This is a genomic window from Candidatus Desulfofervidus auxilii, from assembly GCF_001577525.1.
Classification (GTDB): domain Bacteria; phylum Desulfobacterota; class Desulfofervidia; order Desulfofervidales; family Desulfofervidaceae; genus Desulfofervidus; species Desulfofervidus auxilii.
Genome location: NZ_CP013015.1, coordinates 612193 through 634815, shown reverse-complemented (window position 1 = coordinate 634815; position 22623 = coordinate 612193). Strand labels below are relative to the sequence as shown.

At 37.3% G+C, this 22623-nt stretch carries 19 protein-coding genes; 11 read left to right on the top strand and 8 right to left on the bottom strand.

What is annotated here, in order from left to right:
• Positions 1–35 precede the first annotated feature (35 nt).
• Together HS1_RS03280 and HS1_RS03275 are read left to right on the top strand one after the other, a co-directional pair.
• Positions 36–1169 (top strand): cytochrome c3 family protein, encoded by a 1134-nt coding sequence (locus HS1_RS03280; protein ID WP_172793633.1) that lies wholly within the window; start codon positions 36–38, stop codon positions 1167–1169.
• A 244-nt stretch (positions 1170–1413) separates the two neighbouring features.
• The gene (locus HS1_RS03275; protein ID WP_066060855.1) at positions 1414–2088 is read left to right on the top strand and encodes a TIGR04211 family SH3 domain-containing protein; all 675 of its coding nucleotides are present in this window, start codon (positions 1414–1416) and stop codon (positions 2086–2088) included.
• Positions 2089–2116: 28 nt separating this feature from the next.
• On the opposite strand, the gene HS1_RS03270 is transcribed toward HS1_RS03275, so the two are convergent.
• Positions 2117–2617: a pyruvoyl-dependent arginine decarboxylase gene (locus tag HS1_RS03270; protein WP_066060853.1), complete on the bottom strand. Its 501-nt coding sequence runs from the start codon at positions 2615–2617 to the stop codon at positions 2117–2119.
• 154 nt (positions 2618–2771) lie between these two features.
• On the opposite strand from HS1_RS03270, the gene glyQ reads away from it, so the two are divergent.
• From glyQ to HS1_RS03245, 5 genes are all read left to right on the top strand, one after another.
• Positions 2772–3641 carry a glycine--tRNA ligase subunit alpha gene (gene glyQ / locus HS1_RS03265; RefSeq protein ID WP_066060851.1) on the top strand — a complete coding sequence of 290 codons (870 nt, stop codon included), beginning with the start codon at positions 2772–2774 and terminating at the stop codon, positions 3639–3641.
• Complete coding sequence (gene glyS / locus HS1_RS03260; RefSeq protein WP_066060848.1) at positions 3638–5692, top strand: glycine--tRNA ligase subunit beta; 2055 nt, start codon at positions 3638–3640, stop codon at positions 5690–5692. Before glyQ ends, glyS begins: the two co-directional genes overlap by 4 nt.
• Before the next feature lie 57 nt (positions 5693–5749).
• Entirely contained in the window at positions 5750–9166 is a 3417-nt protein-coding gene (mfd, locus tag HS1_RS03255; RefSeq protein WP_066060846.1) for a transcription-repair coupling factor, read from the top strand.
• A 184-nt stretch (positions 9167–9350) separates the two neighbouring features.
• Positions 9351–9611 (top strand): RNA recognition motif domain-containing protein, encoded by a 261-nt coding sequence (locus tag HS1_RS03250; protein ID WP_066060844.1) that lies wholly within the window; start codon positions 9351–9353, stop codon positions 9609–9611.
• Positions 9612–9766: 155 nt separating this feature from the next.
• Positions 9767–11359, top strand: coding sequence for a DEAD/DEAH box helicase (locus HS1_RS03245; protein ID WP_066060842.1), 1593 nt, complete (start codon positions 9767–9769; stop codon positions 11357–11359).
• A 302-nt stretch (positions 11360–11661) separates the two neighbouring features.
• Here HS1_RS03245 and HS1_RS03240 read toward each other — a convergent pair whose 3' ends face one another.
• From HS1_RS03240 to HS1_RS13745, 7 genes are all read right to left on the bottom strand, one after another.
• Positions 11662–13122, bottom strand: coding sequence for a protein NO VEIN domain-containing protein (locus HS1_RS03240; protein ID WP_066060840.1), 1461 nt, complete (start codon positions 13120–13122; stop codon positions 11662–11664).
• A gap of 170 nt (positions 13123–13292) precedes the next feature.
• Complete coding sequence (locus tag HS1_RS03235) at positions 13293–14198, bottom strand: sacsin N-terminal ATP-binding-like domain-containing protein (protein ID WP_066060838.1); 906 nt, start codon at positions 14196–14198, stop codon at positions 13293–13295.
• Between the two features lie 310 nt (positions 14199–14508).
• Positions 14509–15003 (bottom strand): hypothetical protein, encoded by a 495-nt coding sequence (locus tag HS1_RS03230; protein WP_066060837.1) that lies wholly within the window; start codon positions 15001–15003, stop codon positions 14509–14511.
• Positions 15004–15091: 88 nt separating this feature from the next.
• Positions 15092–15325, bottom strand: a complete 234-nt coding sequence (locus HS1_RS03225; RefSeq protein WP_066060836.1) for a hypothetical protein — start codon at positions 15323–15325, stop codon at positions 15092–15094.
• A 65-nt stretch (positions 15326–15390) separates the two neighbouring features.
• Complete coding sequence (locus HS1_RS03220) at positions 15391–15615, bottom strand: GIY-YIG nuclease family protein (RefSeq protein WP_082757575.1); 225 nt, start codon at positions 15613–15615, stop codon at positions 15391–15393.
• 171 nt (positions 15616–15786) lie between these two features.
• A complete protein-coding gene (locus HS1_RS03215) occupies positions 15787–18054 on the bottom strand; it encodes a toll/interleukin-1 receptor domain-containing protein (RefSeq protein WP_066060831.1) in 2268 nt (755 codons plus the stop codon).
• Positions 18055–18208: 154 nt separating this feature from the next.
• Complete coding sequence (locus HS1_RS13745; RefSeq protein WP_066060829.1) at positions 18209–18793, bottom strand: tyrosine-type recombinase/integrase; 585 nt, start codon at positions 18791–18793, stop codon at positions 18209–18211.
• 293 nt (positions 18794–19086) lie between these two features.
• Between HS1_RS13745 and HS1_RS03205 the strand changes: the two genes are divergently transcribed.
• The 4 genes from HS1_RS03205 to HS1_RS13315 all read left to right on the top strand — a co-directional run.
• Positions 19087–19782, top strand: a complete 696-nt coding sequence (locus HS1_RS03205) for a metal-dependent hydrolase (protein ID WP_066060827.1) — start codon at positions 19087–19089, stop codon at positions 19780–19782.
• A gap of 69 nt (positions 19783–19851) precedes the next feature.
• Positions 19852–20910, top strand: a complete 1059-nt coding sequence (locus HS1_RS03200) for a sensor histidine kinase (protein ID WP_066060825.1) — start codon at positions 19852–19854, stop codon at positions 20908–20910.
• 3 nt (positions 20911–20913) lie between these two features.
• A complete protein-coding gene (queC, locus tag HS1_RS03195) occupies positions 20914–21585 on the top strand; it encodes a 7-cyano-7-deazaguanine synthase QueC (RefSeq protein ID WP_066060824.1) in 672 nt (223 codons plus the stop codon).
• 441 nt (positions 21586–22026) lie between these two features.
• A partial coding sequence (locus HS1_RS13315) for an IS110 family transposase (RefSeq protein ID WP_172793628.1) occupies positions 22027–22623 on the top strand: 597 nt, incomplete at its 3' end.

Here is a 22623-nt window from a genome sequence, read left to right as displayed (position 1 = left end):
CTTGGCAGGCTGTCCCACCCCATGAAGGAGTAAAAATGAGGACATTTATCTATCTGAGTATCTTTTTTGGCTTAATACTTGTGCCTTATAGAGTTTTTGCGGCTGTGTCAGGACCTTGCTCAAACTGTCATACAATGCATTATAGTCAGGATGGACAGCCACTGGGCACTGATGGCCCTCACCAGCATTTACTCATTGAAAAACAAGGGGGGCACCATTCTAGCGCTTGTGTAACCTGTCATTCCTCTCAAACCTCTTCCACTTATGAAGACTTAGGTGGTTGTAAAGTCCCTATTGTTTTTTATTATGGCAGTTCAGAACCTACTGAGTACTTAGCAGGTGGCAATTTCTGGTGGGTAAAGGAAGGACTTGGTAACGATGATACAAAAGGGCATAATGTGTTTTTGGGTGAGGATGATGATAACCTTTCTGAGGCACCTGGTAATAGTGTAGGCACTTGTGGCACTGATGCTTGTCACATTAATTTGTCCCAGCCATATAGCGGCCCTGATATGGTCTTTGTTCTTAACGGCAAATATGGCTGTGAGGGTTGTCATTTAAATGTAAAACACCATGCCAAAGACCATGCTAATTTTGAATCAGGTTTAGTAGATAGTGCGGATGAAGGTTGGTATCGTTTTCTTTCAGGACATGGTTTTACTGGAGAAGGGGTCAAAGGCTATGAGTATAAAGATTGGGAGGCAGGGCATCCAAATCTTGCTCCAGGGGGAACTGCCCACAATGAGTATATAGGAGATGCTACTGCTACAGGTTACGGATTTTCACAAAGCGGTGGTGCTGGAGATGGGGTTACGGCATTTTGCACTGGTTGTCATGGAAACTTTAGTCATGGAGGACAGGGTAGTTCAAGTCCGTGGATAAGACATCCATCAGATGCAGTGATACCAAATTCAGGTGAATATCAATATGTAGGCGGTGATACTCATTTATATGATCCACTTTCTCCTGTAGGTAAACAAGACATAAGTGATGAAACACCTGATACCACTGTCACTCCTGGTACAGACATGGTCATGTGTCTTTCCTGCCATCGACCACATGGTTCACCTTATCCTGATTTATTGAGGTGGGATTATCTTTCACAAGAGGCAGGTGGTGGCGGAGACGACAAAGGCTGCTTTTACTGCCATACCCAAAAGAATGATTAAGTTAAGTTTTGAATTTTTAATTAGCTAAGACCTGTCCTGCCCTTAAGGGCAGGACATTTAATTATCTTTTTTATTTAAAAAACCTTCCTGCCTGTCGGCAGACAGGTTGTGCTACAAAAATTACCTCTTTATCTATTCTAATTAAACTACTTTGCCGTATCCCTGTTCTAGCTCTTTTCTCCTTTGACAAATCTAGTGTGATTATGTTACAAAAATAAGATTAAATCTAAAGGAGGGGAATTTTATGCCTAAAATGAGCTTTAAGCTTGTTTTAATAATTATCTTTATCTCATTTGTTACTCCAGTTTGGGCTAAGACCATGTATGTCACTGATTCTATCAAAATTACTTTTCGGAATGGCCCATCTATAAAACATAAGATTCTAGCCATGCTAAAATCAGGTGAAGAAGTGGAAGTTTTGGAAGAGCTAAATGGCTGGACTAAGGTTCGACTAAAAGACGGCAAGGAAGGATATGTCTTGAGTCACTACTTGAGTCCAAATATTCCTAAATCTTTAATTATTAATGAGCTCCAAAGCAAGGTAAAATACTTGCAGAAACAAGTTCAGAAACTCAATCAAATCAAAGAAACTTTAGAAACTTCAAATTCAAAGCTAAAAGCCAGTTTAGAGTCAAAGGAAAAGCAGTTGGTCAAGTTAGAAAAGGAATATAATGACCTAAAATCAGGTTCTGCTAACTATATTGAAACCAAACAACTCAAGGACCAATTGGAAATAGCAAATAAAAAACTAAAAACCCAATTAGCCACTCTCTTAGAAAGAAATAAGGCACTTGAGGGAAAAGAAAAACGTCTTTGGTTTTTAAGCGGTGCTGCTGTTTTATTGGTGGGTTGGGTTTTAGGACTAATTTGGGGTAGAACCCAAATAGGCCGCAAACGGCGTTATAAATTAGAAATTTAAGCTATATTGTCTTTGAATATTTCTAATCCTAAAGGAGAAGGGCCGCAGCTACAGTGCAAACTATATGGTGTGCACTCTGAGCTTCTGAAGATATAATCACAGTTTCTCCTAATTCCATTTCTCTAGCCTCAAATGCCTCCACTATCATCTGACGCACTAATGTTTCCGCTTTTTCCTTGGGTCCCTGAATACTAGCTTCCAAAATCATCCCATTTTGCTCCGGTCGTCGTGGAATTCCAACACCAATGGCTGAAGAAATGGTTAAGCCCTTTGTGGCACTGATTATCTGAGTATAGACAGCAGGAATGAGAGCGCCTTTAGGTAAATCTAGAATACAATCTTCCACCTTAACTACCTTACCACCAGGTGGGATGATGCTACTTACCTTAATAAGATTTAGGTTGCCAATTCCTGCCCTAAGCAAGGCCTTATCAAAAGCGGTTAACTCATTATTTCCTGCACCCACTCCCTTGGTGAGAACCACAATCTTAGGTATTTTCCATTGAACTGCACTTGAGGTGATTTTCATAAATCCCAAATTACACAAAAAACAAAAATTTGTCAAAAAAGCAAAATGTTTATTTCTGAGAAGGTCTCTGATAAGGTTTATAAAAAAAATGAAGAGAGCAGATACTAACTTTTAAAGATTGACAATTTTGCTAGGCAATGGTAATTCAGGCTTCATGTATCTTCAAGAAATTATTTTCGCTTTAGAAAGGTTTTGGGCTGACCAAGGTTGTATTATTGAACAACCTTATGATATAGAAGTGGGGGCAGGAACCTTTCATCCTGCTACTTTTTTTAGAGTATTAGGACCAGAACCCTGGCAGGTAGCCTATGTTCAACCCTCTCGTCGTCCTACGGATGGACGTTATGGACAAAATCCCAATCGTCTTCAACATTATTACCAATATCAGGTCATCCTAAAACCTTCTCCTATTGATGTCCAGGAACTATATCTTAAAAGTCTGGAAAAGTTGGGTATCATTTTAAAAGAGCATGATATTCGTTTTGTAGAAGATGACTGGGAGTCTCCCACTCTGGGTGCCTGGGGATTGGGTTGGGAAGTATGGTTGGATGGTATGGAAATCACTCAATTTACTTATTTTCAACAAGTAGGGGGATTTGATTTAAGTCCTATTTCTGCAGAGATTACTTATGGACTAGAACGTATTGCCATGTATCTCCAGGAGATAGATAATTTGTTTGAAGTAAGTTGGGCCCCAGGCATTACTTATGGTGACCTTCACTTTCAGGAAGAAGTAGAGGGCTCAAAATATAATTTTGAGTTGGCTAATGTAAAAATGCTTTTACAATTATTTCAGTTCTTTGAAAAAGAAAGTGAGAATTTATTAGAAGCAGGGCTGGTTCTACCTGGTTATGAATATTGCTTAAAGTGTTCACACATTTTTAACCTACTGGATGCCAGAGGAGCAATCAGTGTAGCTGAAAGGACTCAATACATTGCTAGGGTGCGTCGTCTGGCCCATCTGTCAGCAGAAAAATATCTGGAGCAAAGAGAGGCACTAGGTTACCCTTTATTAAAAAAATGAAAACACTAGTTTTAGAAATAGGCACTGAAGAGTTACCATTAACTATCTTCCCTGAGATTTTAGATCAGATGGAGACACTTTTTTCTGAATATCTGCAACAGGCCAATTTAACCTGGAGCAAGATAAAAATTATGGCCACTCCAAGACGTCTAACAGTTATGGTTACTGGTCTTCCTGAAAAACAAACAGGTAAAGAAATAGAAGTGATAGGTCCTCCTTATAAAATTGCCTTTGACCATGATGGTAATCCCACCAAGGCTGCCATAGGTTTTGCCCAGAAACAAGGGGTTTCAGTCTCTGAATTAACTTGTATTGAGACCCCAAAAGGGGAGTATGTAGGAGTAAAGATTAAAGAAAGTGACCAGCCCACAGAAGAAATTTTAGCTAAATTGTTACCTGATTATATTCTTTCTCTTTCTTTCCCAAAATCTATGCGTTGGCATGAAGGAAAAATCAGATTTAGTCGGCCTATACATTGGATATTGGCCTTATTAGATAATAAAATTATTTCCTTTACAATAGATGGCATCAAAAGTAATAATATCACTTTTGGTCATCGGTTTTCTGCGCCAGAGGCTATTACCATTTCCCACCCTGACCAATATATTTCTAAGTTAAAAAAGGCCTTTGTCATAGTAGAGCCAGAAAAAAGGAGAGATGAAATAATTAATCTGGCAAATAAAGCTGCTCAAGGAATAGGAGGCAGGCCTTTATTGGATAAAGAACTCTTAAATTGGGTTAATTTCTTGGTGGAATATCCTGTGGCCATTGCAGGTAAATTTGATGATGCCTTTTTGGAATTGCCTTCCCCCGTGCTTATTACTGTGATGAAGCACCATCAAAAATATCTTCCCATTCAAAATGAAAAACAAAGGCTTTTACCGGGTTTTGTGGCTATAATCAATACTCCTGTAGTCAATATCAAACCTGTCCAGAAGGGTCTGGAAAGGGTATTACAGGCACGCTTGGCAGATGCCCGATTTTTCTATGAAAAAGACTTAAAAACCCCTCTAATTGACTACCTGCCCCAGTTAAAAGGGGTAATTTTTCAAGCAGACTTAGGTAGTGTTTGGGAAAAGGTGCAAAGGATACAGAAAATAGCAAGTTGGCTAGCAGAAAAAATTGCTCCTGAAAAAAAAGAAGCAGTTATAAGGGCAGCCCTCTTATGTAAGGCAGATTTGATTACTGAAATGGTTAATGAATTTCCTGAATTACAGGGGGTAATGGGAGGTATTTATGCTCAAAAACAGGGAGAGCCTGCGGCAGTGGTTAAGGCCATAAAAGAGCATTATTTACCCATAGAGGCAGGAGGAGTATTACCCCAAACAGAAGAAGGGGCAATACTTTCTATAGCAGACAAAATAGATACCATAGTGGGTTGTTTTGGAGTAGGATTAATTCCCACAGGCACATCTGACCCATTTGCCCTACGCCGTAATTCTTTGGGAATTTTGCGGATATTACATGAAAAGGCATTTTCCTTATCTTTATTCGAGCTTATTGACTTTGGAATTAAGGCCTATGAAAATCGTTTTGCCTCAGAAATTAAAGGGCAATTAATAGAATTTTTTAAAACCCGATTGACTTCCCTTTTATTGGAAAAAGGATATCCCCACCCTGTAATGGAAGCCGTGTTAGCTGTTTTTAACGGTCATGTGCCAAGCACTTTTGCTAAGGCACATGCGCTTTCAGAGTTTTCTCAATCTTTACATTTTCAACCTCTGGTCATTGCTTATAAACGTGTCCACCGTATTATTACCACTGTGATATCCACAGGGCCAAACCCGGCTTTATTTAAAGAGCCCCAAGAAAGGGCACTCTTTGAGAAATATCTGGAGATAAAGAAAAAAATCAACACCCTTTTAGGGAAAAAGGATTATTATGGGGCATTAAACACCTTAGTTACACTTAAATCTTTTATTGATGACTTTTTTGACCATGTAATGGTAATGGTAGAAGATAAAGAGCTTCGCCAAAACCGTCTCGCTTTACTTACGCAAATAAAAGAACTTTTTCTTCAATTAGCTGATTTGAGTAAAATTCCTATTTAGGAAATATTATCATCCCTTTCTTTGGCAATTTTTTTCAAAAATATTAAAATGAGAATCATGGATGTTTTATCACTGATTAAGTGTAATTCTAAGGTCAGTCTTTGTGGTTTGGAAGGTAGTGCTTTGGCTTATATGTTGGCTAGAATTGGCCAGGAACTCAATCAACCTTTATTTATTGTCATCCCTAGCTTGGATGATGCTCAAAAAATAGCAGAAGCCCTTAAGTTTTTCCTTTCTCCCTTAGAACCCTTACCTTTAAATGAAAAGGTGTTTTTATTACCAGAAGAGCCTTCTTTACCTTATACTGGCGTAAGCCCTAGACCAGAAGTCTTGGGAAAACAATTTAAGGCTTTATTTGGGTTATTGAATATAAATTCTCCTGTAGTAGTTACCACTCCAAAGATGTTGATTTCTTACTTTATTCCTGTATCTAACTTTAACCAAAAGATACAAATTTATCAAAAAGGGGAAGAAATTCCTAGGGAAGAATTCATTCAATTCTTGCAATTCCTGGGTTATGAACGATTGAATCTAGTAGAAGGGGTGGGAGAATTTAGTGTGCGAGGAGAAATTATAGACATTTTCTGCCCTTTGTATAAATGGCCATTAAGGCTGGAATTTTTTGGAGACACCTTAGAATCTGTGCGTTTGTTCAATCCCATCACTCAACGTTCAGAACGGCATTTAAATAATTTTATTCTTATCCCAGCCAATCCCATTCCTCATCAAGAAGCTGCTTTTAAACAGGCAAAAAAACGGATTGAAGCATTAAATTTAACTAAAGAAATAGCCCAAAAAATTTGTTCTTTCTTAGAAATACCCATTCATCAACCTGGAATAGAAGACTATTTCCCCCTTTTTTATGAAAAGACAGAAACATTATTTGACTACCTGCCTGAAAAAACTATTTTTTGCCTTGTCCAACCAGGCCAACTAGAAAAAACAGCCCATTTTTTTGAAAAAAAGGTCAGGAGTCATCTCAAGGAGCTTATTGAGGAAAAAAGAATCCACTTGCCTTTTAAATACACTATATTCCCCTGGAGAAAAATAAAAAACAGACTTAATAACCATAAACAAATCCTCTGTTATGCTCTTCCTTTTTTGAAAACAGATGTCCCTATTGCCCAATTTAAAGCTAAGATTCCCTTTGCTCATCTTTCATTTAGTCAAAAACAGTCCCATTTTAAGCCTCAAATAGAGAAATGGCAAAAAATGGGTTATAGCATTAGTTTGGTGGCTTCTCACCCTTGGGCACAGCAAAGACTAGCAGCTTTGTTTGAGACATGGCATTACATTGTCCAGACAAAAACACCACCATTTCAGCATGAGCCTGGCATTAGTATTTACCGTGGTATTCTATCTGAGGGTTTTATTTTACCTGAAGCAAGGTTAGTTATTTTGGGAGAAAGGGATTGGCAAATTCGCACTGAGCCTTTAGTAGAACTCCCTAAGAAGAAAGAACTCTTACCTGTCAGCAGTTTTGAAGACTTAAAACCAGGAAATCTTCTTGTTCATGTGCAACATGGGATCGGATGTTATCAAGGGCTTAAAACCGTTACCAGTGGCGGCATTACAGGAGAGTTTCTTGTCATTGAATATCAAGATAAGGATAAACTCTACCTGCCTATAGATAGATTGCATCTAGTCCAGAAATACAAAGGAATAGGAGATAAACTCCCCTCTCTAGACAAATTAGGTGGAAAAACCTGGGGTAAAACAAAACAACGGGTAAAAAAGGCTATTCAAAAGATAGCTAAAGAGCTAGTGTCACTTTATGCCAAACGTTTGGCCCAGCCTGGTTATGCCTTTTCTCCACCAGATAGCATGTTTAATCAATTTACAGACAGCTTCCCTTACATGGAAACTCCTGATCAACAACGCTCTATTGAAGAAATTCTAGCCGACATGTCATGCCCTCGCCCCATGGATAGGTTAATTTGTGGCGATGTAGGATTTGGGAAAACAGAGGTGGCAATGCGGGCTGCGTTTAAGGCTATTTTAGATGCTAAACAAGTAGCCGTTCTTGTTCCTACCACTATCTTAGCAGAACAACATTACCTTACTTTTAAACAACGTTTTGCTCAATTTCCAGTAAATATCGCTTGTTTAAGTCGTTTCCGCTCCCTAAAAGAACAAAAACAAATCTTAGAAAAACTAAAAAAGGGAGAAATTGATATTATTATAGGCACTCACCGCATCTTACAAAAGGATGTTGTATTTAAAGATTTGGGGTTAGTAATTGTGGATGAAGAACACCGTTTTGGTGTGAAGCAAAAGGAATATTTAAAGAAATTAAAAACCAGTGTGGATGTAATCACTCTCAGTGCTACTCCTATTCCCAGAACGCTCTATCTTTCTCTCTTAGGTATAAGGGATTTAAGTCTGATTGAAACTCCTCCTTCAGGTAGAAGGCCTGTTAAAACCTACTTAGCTAGATTTAATCCTATCCTGCTTAAAGATGTTATTAGCCGAGAAATGCTTAGAGGAGGACAGGTCTTTTTTGTCCACCCCAGGGTGCGAGGTCTTTCAGGTATGGCTAGACTTTTAAAAAGACTGTTGCCTCAGATGCAACTGGGTATTGCTCATGGGCAAATGCCAGAAAAACAGTTAGAAGAAACAATGCTTGCCTTTCTTCGCCACGAGATAGACCTCCTTTTGTGCACTAGTATTATTGAGTCAGGTTTAGACATACCCAATGCCAACACCATAATTATTAATCGAGCAGACATGTTTGGGCTGGCCCAACTCTATCATTTGAGAGGAAGAGTAGGAAGGGCTAAAGAACAGGCTTACGCCTATCTGTTAGTGCCAGGAGAAAAACTCATTACTCAAGAGGCCCAAAAAAGGCTTCGGGCCTTACTGGAACATACTGAGCTTTCTTCTGGTTACAAACTGGCCCTTTATGATTTGAAGTTGCGTGGAGCAGGAAATATATTGGGCATAAATCAATCAGGACACATTGCAGCTGTGGGTTATGAAATGTATCTGGAAATATTACAAAGGGCCATTCAGGAGTTAAAAGGAGAACCTGTCTATGAAGAAATAGAACCAGAAATAAAAATACCTATAATGGCTTATATCCCACAAACCTATATTTCTGATCAAACCCAGCGAGTCACATTTTATAAAAGATTAAGCCAAGTGAGAGATTTAAATGAATTACAAGACTTACAGACAGAGATGAAAGACAGATATGGCCAATTACCTCAGGTAGTAGAAAATCTTTTCCAATTGATACAAATAAAGCTATGGTGCCGGCGGTTAGCCATTAAACGCTTAGATACAAAAGATGGATTATTGCGTGTTTACTTCCATAGTAAAACCCCTATCTCTTCTGAAAAAATAGTAAATTTTCTTAAAACTCATCCTAGCTACAGTTTTACAGCTCAAAACGCCCTCCTTATACCTTTGAAAAAAGAGCATACATTTAAAAAATTAGAAAAGACCATCCAATCTTTAGAAGAAATGATTTAGGAGTTTAAATAATTTATTTAAAAGGGTAGCATAAGTGGCAAAGATGTGGTAAGAATAAAATGTAACTTTTGGTAAGGTTTAATAAACTCTCTGTATTTAATAATGTTTTCATAAGGGAGTCAAAATTGCTATCTTGCTCCTACAAAAACATTATTAAACCCAGGAGAACAAAAAGGAGGATAGGATGCAAGGTAGCAAACTTTATGTAGGAAATTTGGATTACTCTGTGGGTAATGAGGAGTTAAAAAAGCTGTTTTCTGATTATGGTGAGGTCAAGGAAGTTAAGATAATTGAAGGTAAAGGCTTTGGCTTTGTGGAAATGTCTACCCAAGCCGAAGCAGAAAAGGCAAAAAAAGAACTGAACAGTTCTGAATTCAGAGGACGCACTTTAAAGGTTGATGTAGCCCGTCCTCGTAAGACAAGAAGAGATTATAGAAGATATTAGAATAAAGTAAGCTCAAGACGGAAAAGAAAGGGAAATTTGGGTAAGGCATTTTAAAAGACGATAGCAACCAAAACAGCACCTCTCCTATCACCATTTTTTTCCTATCTAGGGTTTAGTAATTTATTATGCTTAATTTAAAAAGAAAGGTGAATAATATGAGAAGTTTAGATAAATTTAAAATATTGGGATTATCAGACAACACATTAAAGGCATTGAGGGAAAAAGGCTTTGAAGTGCCTACTCCCATTCAAGAAAAGATTATCCCCATGTTATTAAAGGAGGAAATGGATATTGTAGGACAGGCTCAAACAGGCACAGGAAAAACAGCGGCCTTTGGGTTGCCACTCATTGAAAAGATAAAAGAAAGAACAAAAACTGTTCAGGTAATTATTCTCACCCCAACTAGAGAATTGGCTATTCAAATCTCAGAAGAGATAAATTCTTTTAAAGGTAATAAAAAACTTCAAATAGTACCTATATACGGTGGCCAGTCAATAGAACAACAACTTAAAAAATTGAGGGAAGGAGTTGATATAGTAGTAGGAACTCCTGGAAGAGTGATTGATCACATCCACAGGAAAAGTTTAAAACTAGGAGATATCTCGTATTTTATCCTGGATGAAGCAGATGAAATGTTAAATATGGGATTTATAGAAGATATAGAAAAAATTTTAAAAAATACCAATCCAGAAAAAAGAATGTTGCTTTTTGGTGCTACTATGCCCCCAGAAATATTAAGTCTGGCTGAGAAATATATGAGAGAATACCAATTTATAGGCATAAAAAAAGAGCAGCTTACTCCCGATTTGACGGCGCAGATTTATTTTGAAATAGCATCTTCAGATAAACTAGAAGCATTATGCAGAATTATAGATATGGAAAAGGAATTTTATGGACTAATATTTTGTAAAACAAAGATTGAGGCTGACCATATTGCCACCAGGCTTATTCACAGGGGTTATAATGCAGAAGCGTTACATGGAGATAGATCTCAATACCAGAGAGAAAGAATTTTGAATAAATTTAAGTATCATAGAGTTAATATTCTAGTAGCCACAGACGTGGCGGCCAGAGGTATAGATATTGCCAACTTGACACATGTAATAAATTACTCTTTACCTCAAGACCCTGAATCTTATGTGCATAGAATAGGAAGAACAGGAAGGGCAGGAAAGGAAGGAACAGCCATAACCTTTGTTGAACCTGAGGAGTATAGAAAACTTATTTATATAATAAAAATGGCCAAAACTCATATTAAAAAACAGAAATTGCCTGAAATAAAGGATATAATAAATATAAAAATATCAAGGATAAAGGCGGAGCTTACCCATATTCTGAAATCAAAAAATTACCATGAATATATTAAGATAGCCCAGGAATTATTAGAAGAAAATGAGGCAGAAGATGTTTTAGCGGCTCTTTTAAAATATTCCTTTCAGGATGAATTGGAAAAGAAAAGTTATAATAAAATTAAAGAAGTTTCTATTGATAAAAAAGGAAAGGCAAGGCTGTTTGTAGCATTGGGGAAAATAGATGGTATGACTCCCAAAAAACTAGTAGCTTTCATAAAACAACAAACCGAAGTGAATGAAAGAAAAATAGAAGAAATAAAAGTATTTGATAAATTTTCTTTTATAACCGTTCCTTTTAAAGAAGCAGAAGTAATCCTGAGCATTTTTAAAAGAAATAAAAAAGGCAAAAGACCCATTATTGAAGAGGCCAAAGAGAAAAAAATCGCTTGCTCCTGATTTGTTTGGCAAAAAATTATCAAATGTTAACTGTGTTGCCATTATGTAATCAGTTTTATATTCCTCAAAACTCCTAGTTGTCTCAGAACCGTGATTGCTCTGAAAGAAACCCCTCAACACCCACTTACCTAAAAAGTGAAAAAACACTTAAGCGGTAACGGTTTGGCGGGTATGTGAAGTTTGCGAGGGAAGTGAGGAATTTGAACGGAGCGATAGCGAAGCCGGATACGCACCTGTTATACACTCCCGATAGGGACGAGCGACCGAAGGGAGCGGAGAGTTCGCCCGCAGGAAATAAATAATTATGGTTGAAATTCTTCATCTGTTAGATCTCTCCATTTGCTAAAGGGAATAATCACTTTTGTATCTTCAATTTCGAGAAGTTTGTCGCCTTGGGTGATATGTACAGTTGGTTTTCTAAGAGCATCCAAGACCACATAAATAAAATATTTTTCTTTTTTATCTCGAAGAGCTTTAAACTCATTTATAGTAAGAAAGATGTCATAAGAAGTGTCGCTGGTACTTTTCACCTCAATATATCTTTCCTCGTTTTCTGACATTGATTCAATATCATATCCCCGTTTTTCGGATTCACCTAATTCTCGGGCAGTTCTTCCATCTTCTTTCTCGCATTTCAAAACTGCCAATATGCCAATTCTTTGTACAATTTTTTCCTTGCGACCGCCTTTCTTTTCACTTTCTAAAGCTTTATCTACTCCTAGCTCTTCAAAAAATTTTAGCCATCTCCTGATTTCATTCTCGCTACAGTTTATAATGAATTCTGAACTTACAAATTCCATGGGAATGTCAACTAAACCTTTGTTTGCGAGAATTTCGATATTATGCTCTGGGTTGTATTCTTTTGGGAAAATAAGAGAATCTGGTTTTACCCATTTTCCACTTTTACTTTTTAGTGTTATAAAGTCATAGTTTTCAATTTCTATAGAATAATCATCCCACAGTTTTTTGATTTCCTTTATTTTTTCAATTTTCTCTTCTTCTTGCAGTTTTCCCCATTTTTTTTCATCTAGTTCAAGAGTTTCCTGCTGTTTTAGAGCGTTTTTAATATCTTCTTCGGTTAATTCCCTGAGGACTTTTGTATTGGGTACAGTATAATAATACCTTTCTTCATTTAATTTTTTTCTAAACTCCTCAAACTTTTCATCTGCTGCTATCTGCTGATGTACTATCCTAAACTTATCTTTTAATTGCTCAGGGATTCTGATTTTTTTAGGATTAGTAAAACAATCGTTTATCTTCGCTACTTTATAGTCTTCTGTTAACATAATTGGTCTGGGTAGATCACGCATTCTATTCCAAAAATCATCGTGTTCCACATTATAGCGAGGATAATGATTATAAAAATATGTATGGGTATATTTCTCCACAAACATAGAATAAAGTTTTTTAAACCACTCAATATCTTTGTTTTTTGCTTTTTGTTTTATGAATTCTTCGCTTTCTGAAGACGTGATAAATCTATAAATGTCTTCAGGAGCTTTCTTTATTTTTATGTTGAAATGGAGTTTACATTCGCTATGGATTATTTTTTTATCTGGATATAGTAATTTTAGATCGTCATCGCTTAGAAGTCTTCTCATTTCTTCAGTCACCGAGATAAGTTCTTCGGCTTTTGATGGTATGCCATTCTCATCAATCAAGACTGGGTTATTTTCAAGATACTCATTCAAGGGTTCTTTTATGTGTTCTTCAAACAACTCGTGGCCACCTTCTGAAGAATATAAAATTTCTGTTAATGTCATTTTCCACTTATTATGGTTTAAGAACGCGGGTATACATTTTTTAACGATCAGATTATACATCTCATCTGCGAGCCAATTATTCCATAAACATTCTCGGGCAAGTTCGCCTCTCCCTGGTGATGTCAATAAATCAGCTTGTAAAAGAAAATTTAAGCCACTTGGTATTTCTTTTAATGGTAAGAAACTAAAAACTCCAATATGAGCAGTGCTTTTTTTTCTTTTATAAGGTTATTCTCATCATCTAATTTGAAGGCTACTAATACCTCTCTTTTCTCTACGATTTCTCTTTCCCATTCTTTAGTTACATAATCATTTTTCACATCAGGAGGTACATTACAAATAGTTCGAAAGATTAACCAGTGATCTTGAGTTTTAAGGGTTTCGTTTTCATATTCTTGAATTTGATAAATTTCGTAGTCAGATGTCTTAGAAACCTCGGATTTCGTAAATCTCCTTGTTAAATGTTGATTTGCATCTTTTATCTCAATCTCTTTTATATTTCTTAAGAAAAGTAATATTCTATTGTTCAAATGTTCAGGCTTTACTTCTTCCCTAAGTTTTACCAATAGGTCATGGGTTTTTATAGGTAAAATGAAATTTGTTTTGTTGTTGTCTATATCAACAGTTGGAGTATCAACCCAAAGAGGGATTATTTGCCAAGGAGTATGTTCCGGATCCTCCCATGCGCTTTTATCAAATTTAAACTGATAGCCACCGGAATATATTTGTGGACATTCAGATATGAAAAAGACTGCTTTAAATCCAACCCCCAAATATCCAATATAGTCCTTCGGTGTTTTGGAAGAACGCCCAACCTTACAAATACTTTTTACATCTTCTTCAGAAAACGGATTTCCATTATTAGTTATTTTTACTGTATCTTCCAATATCTCTATTGTTAAAGTCTCACTTTTTGCATCATCAGCGTTTTGTACAAACTCCATTAAAAAACTTCCGTATCGTGGGAATGCTTTTTGTAATCTATCTATTGCCCCTGTTAAAGAATCTAATATAAACTCCTTATCTGAGTTAAGTTGTCGATTTTTTATATTTTCTATGTATTCTTTTTGCGTCATCTTTTCCACCTATTCCTGCGGGCGAATTTCGCCTAACGGCAGATTGTGTGATAAGTATTTTTAAAATTTTACCTTCCCACTATTCCACATTATTTGATTACAAATTGGGTTTACTAAGCCACTTTTTATCAGTATTTTACCTCTTTCTCCCACTTTTTGCGACCCTTAATTAGACTTTTTGACTTTTTACACAGCCTGACGGTTGGCGGGTATCTGAAGTTCCCGAGCGAAGCGAGGGAATTGGGGCGAAGGTGCGAAGCACCGTAGCCAGATACTCGCTTGGTATACGCCGTTGCGTTGAACTTAATATTCATCTACATTTACCCCGACGCTTAATACCCTTACTATGAGAAAATGTACTCCGGGTCTTGGTTATCTTCTCAATTAAAGCACTTGCTAAGCTTCTATCATCAATCGTAAGATAATTTCCTTTAAGTCCATTCGCTCGCCCATCACTATTTAAACCAAAAATGGCATAATTACTTACACCATCTCTTTTTGGCTGAGCCTTTTTAAATATAGAAAGAATGTCCTCATCAATATCTATCCCTTTTCCTTCGGCAAAGAATATATTTTCGCACAAAAAAACACAGTCTCGGATAAAGATCTCTTTTCGCTTAGAAGGGTCTTTCAAAAGTAATTTCTTCCCTTCTAACTCTACATCAGGGTCAGTCTCATTTTTTGTGACATCCATAACCCACTCGCTATTATTTTCATGCTCTTTAGACCGCAGTTTATATCCGACAAAAGTTCCACCCTTGTAAATGGGTTCTAAATGCAATGGAGAATCTTCCTCTTCTATCATTTTTTTAAATTCCTTTTTTGACGATAAGACATTATACGCCCTTTCAAAAGTAAGAACTTTAACTATTCTACCAACCCAAATGATTTTTCTAATTTTTTTTTTGAGTTAGGTTAGATGCGTTTACACCCAACACATAAATATCGTCAAGCACATTTGCTTCCCCATTATTAGAATTTTTCAAATACTCTTTATACAATTTCTCTCTTAAAGATTTTTTACAAGGTCCAAAGAAGATTATATCCTTGTTAACTTTGTACGGAACCATACATTCTACAGCGTCGGGATTATTTGATGCACCTACTACATATGCAAACACTTTCATCTTACCACCTTGTTAGCAATGGCGTATAACGGAATGCGGATAAAAGAAGTCCCGCCCTCTAAGCACTATAATCCTAACCTTTTCTTTAATCCTCGCCAAGCACTACCATATAGTTTCAATTTTCTCTCTCTTGCACGTGCCTGGTTTTCATAAGTATAAGCTTCGTAGCAGACTAACTCTACACTGTCGTCCTTTTTCTTATGTTCATTCAATCTTCTGTTTAGGTCTTCAGTATAGCCAATATAGAGCCGGTTCATTCTTTTATTCTTCAAAACATATACATAATACATAAAAGCATAGAGGGCGGGATTTGGGGAAATCTTTGATTTCCCTTTTATCCGCTGTTATATGAAGTTGCGTCCCCTTCCTCTTTTTCAGAACACTATGTACTCATTATTGCCAAAAACACAGTCTTAGATGCAAGCCTCGCATTCACTTTCCATCAGAGACTTACAAAGGAACTATGCAAGTCCACAGGACCATGAAGAAAGGTCTAGTAACTCATCCAATTTCTTGTCGCCTGTCTTAAGACAATACCCTTGAACCTCATACACAATCTTAGGGATGGCCTGTGTTCTCATGACCTCGAGAGGAAGATCCATCGCAGTTAACTCCCATGGGCTAGTGAGATAGAAAATATTATCTACACCCGCTACCCGTTTAAGATATTCAGTTTCCTCTTCAGTTAACCTGACCCTCGTATGAAGTGTTGGGGGACGCATGCGAAATAGATCGAAGGACGTTGATGCATCTTTTGGAGCTATCTCTTCGCCTTGATACAATCGTATAAAACTAAGTAAACATTGTGCCATTTCAGAGTCTTCTTCCAAACATCCAGCTTTCGCAAGCGCAGGATGTGTTAGAATCATCTTAATCCCTTCCCGTAAGTTGTTTTCTGCCTTACTATATCTGTCTATCCATTTAAGTAGAGCAACGTGGCGAACTCTGTTAGCAGGAGATCTTTCTGGGGATCTTTCCAACTTGCTAACTTGAGTACGGGCGGAAGACAGACCCCTGCAAACTATTTTACATATTGGCTTTACCCCCTTTTTTATGTTATATCTCACCTCTGAAACGAATCCAAGAAGGGAAACAGATCCTCCAACAAGCTCCCAGTGCTCGTCAAATATTATACATGCGAATGGTGCTATACCAATATCCTGTTCATGAGATCCACGAATGACTTCGTATAACCTATCGGCCAATTTCTCAATGCCCGATTCTGTATTCCCTGCTACGCGCCCTGCAAGAATAGGAGAAAAATTCTTGACATCATCCTCTGAAACCCCGTGCCATACAGGTAAGATCTTCGAACCTCGCTTGCCTTCAGTCGCAACAAGCCCGTCAATCTCTAATTTTGTCCATTTCTTTTGAAAAAAGTTCTTGGACAATATTACAACTCCAAAAGAGGAGTGAGCTAGCCCTTCATCTATTTTTTCTAAAAGGCGATCACCAATTTTTAGAGAGACTGTATCATACCAAACGTTTAACCCTCTATCGGTTAGAGCTTTGAAGAGTGGGTCAGCCACTTCACGTTTATCTTCGCTTGCATGCGATATAAAAACATCCCAGGCTCTCAGATTGAGATTTGTAGCTTTTTTGAAATGAATGGGGCGTTGATTCTCAATCAGATTGATTTCAGGTGATTGAATGTTGGCATTAACTTTTTTCTTTACTACTTCAAGGCGTTTGAGGAGGCTGGCAAAAGTCAGACTATTATTATGCTGATTGCTCAAATCCTCGGCACAAGATAGATGATTGGCAGCAGAACTCCACTGCTCAAGAAAACTCTCCGCTTCTGCTAGGAGTATGCAAGCTTCCATTGTAATGGGGAGAAGCCTTCCTCTTCTTCCGATTTCAAGTGCTTTATAGGCCAGTCTTTCAGCTTCGGCATGGTTTTGTTTCTTGATTTCCAGTTTTGACCGTTCAAGCAGTAAGTTGGCAAGGCGATGGGATTTATCATTTCTATCCAAGGTTTCTTTGGCTTTCTGTAAATTATATTCAGCTTTTGATAGCTCATTTAAGCTTCGATAAGCTGCAGCAAGAACTAAGTGCCCTTTAAACTTCGATATGATATTCCCATAGTTGATTAAAGTAGTAGCGAGATGGATAGCTCTTTCATAATTCCCAAGGCACCTTTCCAAGAATGTCTCACGCCAAATCACATCCTTTGAAAACCCGCTCAGTTTCTCATTAGACTGTAGAATTTCCTTACTGATCGATATTCGGCGTCTTGCTTCTGATTGGTTGCCCGACAACAGGGCAACATGGCTAAGTAATAGATTAGCAGTGATTCTGTGACCAGAAGCATATATGTCCTTCTCAGCAACAGTTTTCAGTATTTCTTCTGCTTTCGGAAGATCTCCGAGAAGGATCTGACACTGCCCTTGTATTAGCATGCCTGCCCCTTCGATACTTAAACATTCAGTTAAATTCCAATCTCGGCCCCTAGCTAACCCGATGTGTTTTAGTGCAATTTCGGGAAAACCATTTTCATAATATGCCATACCTAAAATCAGATGAGCCCATCCTATATTTCGTTCCTTCAGAACAGGAGCAATAAATTCTCCATTAGGGAAAAGACACCTGATAAAATCGAGATACTCCTTGAAGCGTCCTTCTGCTCTGAGTAAATTACCAAGGTCACTCCAGAAAACATCAAACGCCTCATTATAGAGTCCTTCTCGGACCTTTTTATTGAATTTACTAATACTATCCTCTAAACTCATTGTTTAATACACCTATTTCAAAAATTAAATTGTATCCTTGACAGGGCGCAATTTCATATAACTTGTTTATTTCTAAACTGGTTCAGATATACATCCAAATTGGAGGTATATGCGAACTAGTTCGTATATACCTCCCATGGATGAGACTCGACTCTCATAGAGCACCACCTCCCTTTTGATCTAAGATGCTATCTAAAGGACTTCTAATAGCTGAAAGGTTTTTGGTCGAGACATGGGTATAAATCTCGGTTGTTTTACTGCTTTTGTGACCCAGAATTTCCTGGATATATCGGAGATCGACTCCGCTTTCCAATAGATGCGTAGCAAAGCTGTGCCTCAAAGAGAGAACCGAGACCTCCTTTGTTATTCCTGCTTTCTTGCAGGCATTGGTAAAAATCTTCTGGACACTTCTAGAATGAAGGTGTTGATTTGACCTATCACCCGGAAATAACCACTTAGAGGAAGGTCCAAACTTTTTCCAATACTCTCTCAACATTTCCAGGGCGGCTAAGGTGAGTTCTCTCCTCAAGTCTTCAAAATTGAGTTCTGTTTTCAGACTCTTCTTGGTAACTTGCAGGGTAGGATCAAGCTCGATTTTTTCGCCTTTAAAGATGGATAGAATTCTATCGATAACCCCATCTGAGTATGGAAAACTCCAGTGTTTTTCTTTGGGGTGCCATTTGTAACCCTCAATGGTTTTTACCTTTGCAACATGAGTGGGGTTATAGGAAAAGGCCACAGTTATCCTGCCTGATGTGTCTCTGCCGATTTTATTGACTGCTTCATTATTTAAACAATTATCATGACCATTAAAATTTGTAAATAATTTTCTTTATATTGCATTGCATTTTTGTAAGCGTTCACCGCTCTGCCTGTCCCCGCCTGCCGTCGGGCAGGGGCAGACAGGCCTGCCTGTCGGCAGACAGGTATCCAAAAATCAATCGCGGATTTTGGGGTTGACAACATCTTGATTTTTTTGGAGATATAAGATAGAGATGTAAATTATCACTTTGGTGATAAAGGGGAAGTGTGGTGAATAAAGCAAAAATTACTTGGTTAGGACATGCTGCCTTTAAAATTGAGGCAAATGGCATAAATATTTATATTGACCCTTGGCTTGAAAATCCCCAATCTCCGGTTAAATGGCAAGAAATTAAAGATGCTCATCTAGTATTAGTTACCCATGACCATTTTGATCACACTGGTCAGGCAAAAGAAATTACCCAACAAAGCAATGCCATTTTAGTGGCCAATGTGGAAACAGCGCGTAAATTTGGCAATGAAGGCCTTTCACCAGAAAATATAGCCAATAATGGCTATGGACTCAATATTGGAGGTAGCTTTAATTTTGAAGATATAAAAATCACCATGGTCCAGGCCTATCATTCTAGCGCTACTGGGGTAGCAACTGGTTATGTAATTCGTTATCCCAATGACATCAATATATATCATGCAGGAGATACAGGTATTTTTAGTGAAATGGGATTGATTGGTGAGCTTTATCCCCTTACAGTAGCCCTTTTGCCTATTGGTGATACTTTTACCATGGATGCCTATCAAGCAGCTTATGCACTAAAATTATTAAAACCAAAAGTAGTCATTCCCATGCATTACGCCACATTTCCTATAATTGCTAAAGACGCCCATAAGTTTTCAGAATTAGTGCCCGAAATAAGTCCACAAACAAAAGTAGTCATTTTAACACCAGGAGAAAGTTATACTCTTTAAAAACAATTGGGCAAAACGATTGGCAAGATAGATAAAGGTATTTCTTTATGAGAATATATTTATCTAACCATGGTGAAAAAAACTACTTATAAATATTGCTTTACCGTCTTACTTATTGGAAACAACCAAATTTGCTGGGACTTTTTAAAATTATTTGAAGACTTAACTCCTGATTTAAGAATAAAAGTGGCTGGGGTTATTATTATCCAAGAAAAACAGGGGACTGGACAAAAATATCCTACTATTAGAGATGTGCCTGTTTATTCTTTTCAGAATGTGCCCTTGGACTTAGAGGCTGATTTAATTATAGATATGGCGGGTAAGAAAGAAATAGATGGTTTAATTAAAAAATTGAAAATTCCAGTGATAAACTATGAAGGTGCTTGTTTCTTTTATGAAATCATAAATGAACTCCGAAATAAAATCAACTTCCAAAGGATGCTCAATTATAGCCAAAAATTATCTCTGTTAGCAGCCATAGGACACTCTTTGTCAGATGCCCTGAGAAATCCATTAATGGCTATTGGAGGGTTTACTAAATCTATTTTAGAAGAGGGTTCTCTACCTGCTAAAACTGTGGAAAAGGCAAAAGTTATTTTGGGAGAGATATCGAAAATGGAAAGTGTTTTAAAAGAAGTTTCTGTTTTAGGGAAACCTCCTGTATTGAAAAAAGAAATGGCTCATATTCACCAAATAATTGAACAAGTGAGTGAAGAATTTTCTTTAGAATGTCAAAAACATAATATTAATATTGTTAAAGATTTAGAGCCACAGGACATAGAGATGTGGGTAGATGTAGAATTATTTAAAAGAGCATTATATTGTGTCTTCAAGGTTTCCATAAATTCTATGCCTGATGGAGGTAGATTATCTATTAAAACCAGATTGAGTTGGGATTCCCTTTTTATCTATATTAGTGATACAGGTGAGGGTTTGGAACCATGGCAGGTAGAAAATATCCAACGCCCATTTTCTTTCTGGGAAGAAGATAGGGAGACATGTTTAATTATGGTTAGGAAAATCATAGAAGACCATGCGGGTAAGTTTATTATCCATAGTGAACCAAATAAAGGTATACAGTTACAGATTGAATTACCCATAGTATTTCCAGAGGTGCCTCCGGTTTAAAAAATGAAAACATTGGCTATTGTCCTAGTGAGTGGTGGATTGGACAGTTGTGTTACAGCGGCTATTGCTAATCAAAGTTACCAATTAGCCTTCTTGCATGTTAATTACGGACAGCGGACAGAAAAAAGAGAATTAAAGGCCTTCATGGACATCGCTGATTATTATAAAGTAAAGCACCGTTTGGTAACTTCTCTTTCTTTCTTGAAAGAAATAGGGGGGTCAAGTCTCACTAATTTTAAAATGCCCATTCCCCAAGGTCTTCCTAAAAGTAAAGATATTCCTTCCACTTATGTCCCATTTAGGAATACCCATTTTATTGCCATCGCTGTTTCCTGGGGAGAAGTAATAAAAGCAGAAAAGATATTTATTGGAGCCATGGAAGAGGATAGTAGTGGCTACCCTGATTGCCGCGAAGAATATTTTAGTATTTACAATCAACTGATTACCCTAGGCACTCGCCCTGAGACCAAGATCGAAATCGTTACCCCTATTATTCACCTGAAAAAAGCACAGGTAGTTAAAAAAGGTGTAGAATTGGGTGCACCATTACACCTTACTTGGTCTTGTTATCAAAGAGAAGATATTGCTTGTGGCAGGTGTGAATCATGCCAGTTACGATTAAAGGCCTTTGCCCGAGCAGGGATAAAAGATCCAATTCCTTATTTAAATCAATAGTAACCCAACCCCCAAAATCCGCAGGGCTACGTCAAAGTCAGGCCATAAGTAATTTAAAAAAATCCAAATTTCAAAATCCAAATATCAAATGAAATCCAAATGTCTAAATGCCAAAACATTAAATCAGTGAGTAGTGAAATAGTGAGGGAATGAAATAGCCAAATGTAGTAGAATTGGGGTCTATAATTAAAAGTGAGAGTAAAAAATAGGGAATGAAATTAAGAAGCCTTCTTTATGTGATATAAATGATAAATGGGTAGGGGAACATTTGTGGCTAACGGGGTCAGTCAATAATGTTGAATTATTGTGACTCGGTTTGAATTGCCGGATGTTCTCCTGCCAATACCCTGTCTAATGGAAAGGTGCCTTTAAGTGGCTATTATAGACGGGATAAAGGTATTGGCAGAGCCATAAAATATCAAACATAAAGGAGGGTGAGGCGTGAAAAGGTTATCTGGAGGAATCGATATTGGCAGTGATAATCATCACATAATTATCATGGATGATGAAGAACAGATTTTGTATGACCAGAAGATAGCACACAAATTCAGTGAATTTTATAAGGCAGTTAGAGAATTTAGAGAGATTGAGAAAAGAGAAGGTGGGATAATATCATTTGCAATTGAAGGAAAGAATGGATACGGAGCACCATTTGATCGGATACTTATAGAGAGCGGATTCACCTTATACAATGTAGATAATTTAAAATTAAAACAATTTCGGAATGTATTTGGGGCAGAATGGCGTAACGATAAAAGGGACGCAAAAATGTTAGCAAAAATGCTGAAATTAAGAGATTATTTAGACGCTGAAAATGAAAAGGCATTCATTGCGGTAGAGAAGGCAACAAAAATCAATGAAAAGTTAAAGATTCTGTCTCGGCATCAACAAACCCTGATAGATGAGAAGATAAGGTTGCAAAACAGGCTTCGAAAAAGGCTATTAGAAGTATCTCCTGAGATATTAGAGATTGGTGATACAGACAGCAAGAAGATGTTGAGGCTTCTGGTAAGGTATCCTGATTTTTCGAGATATAAG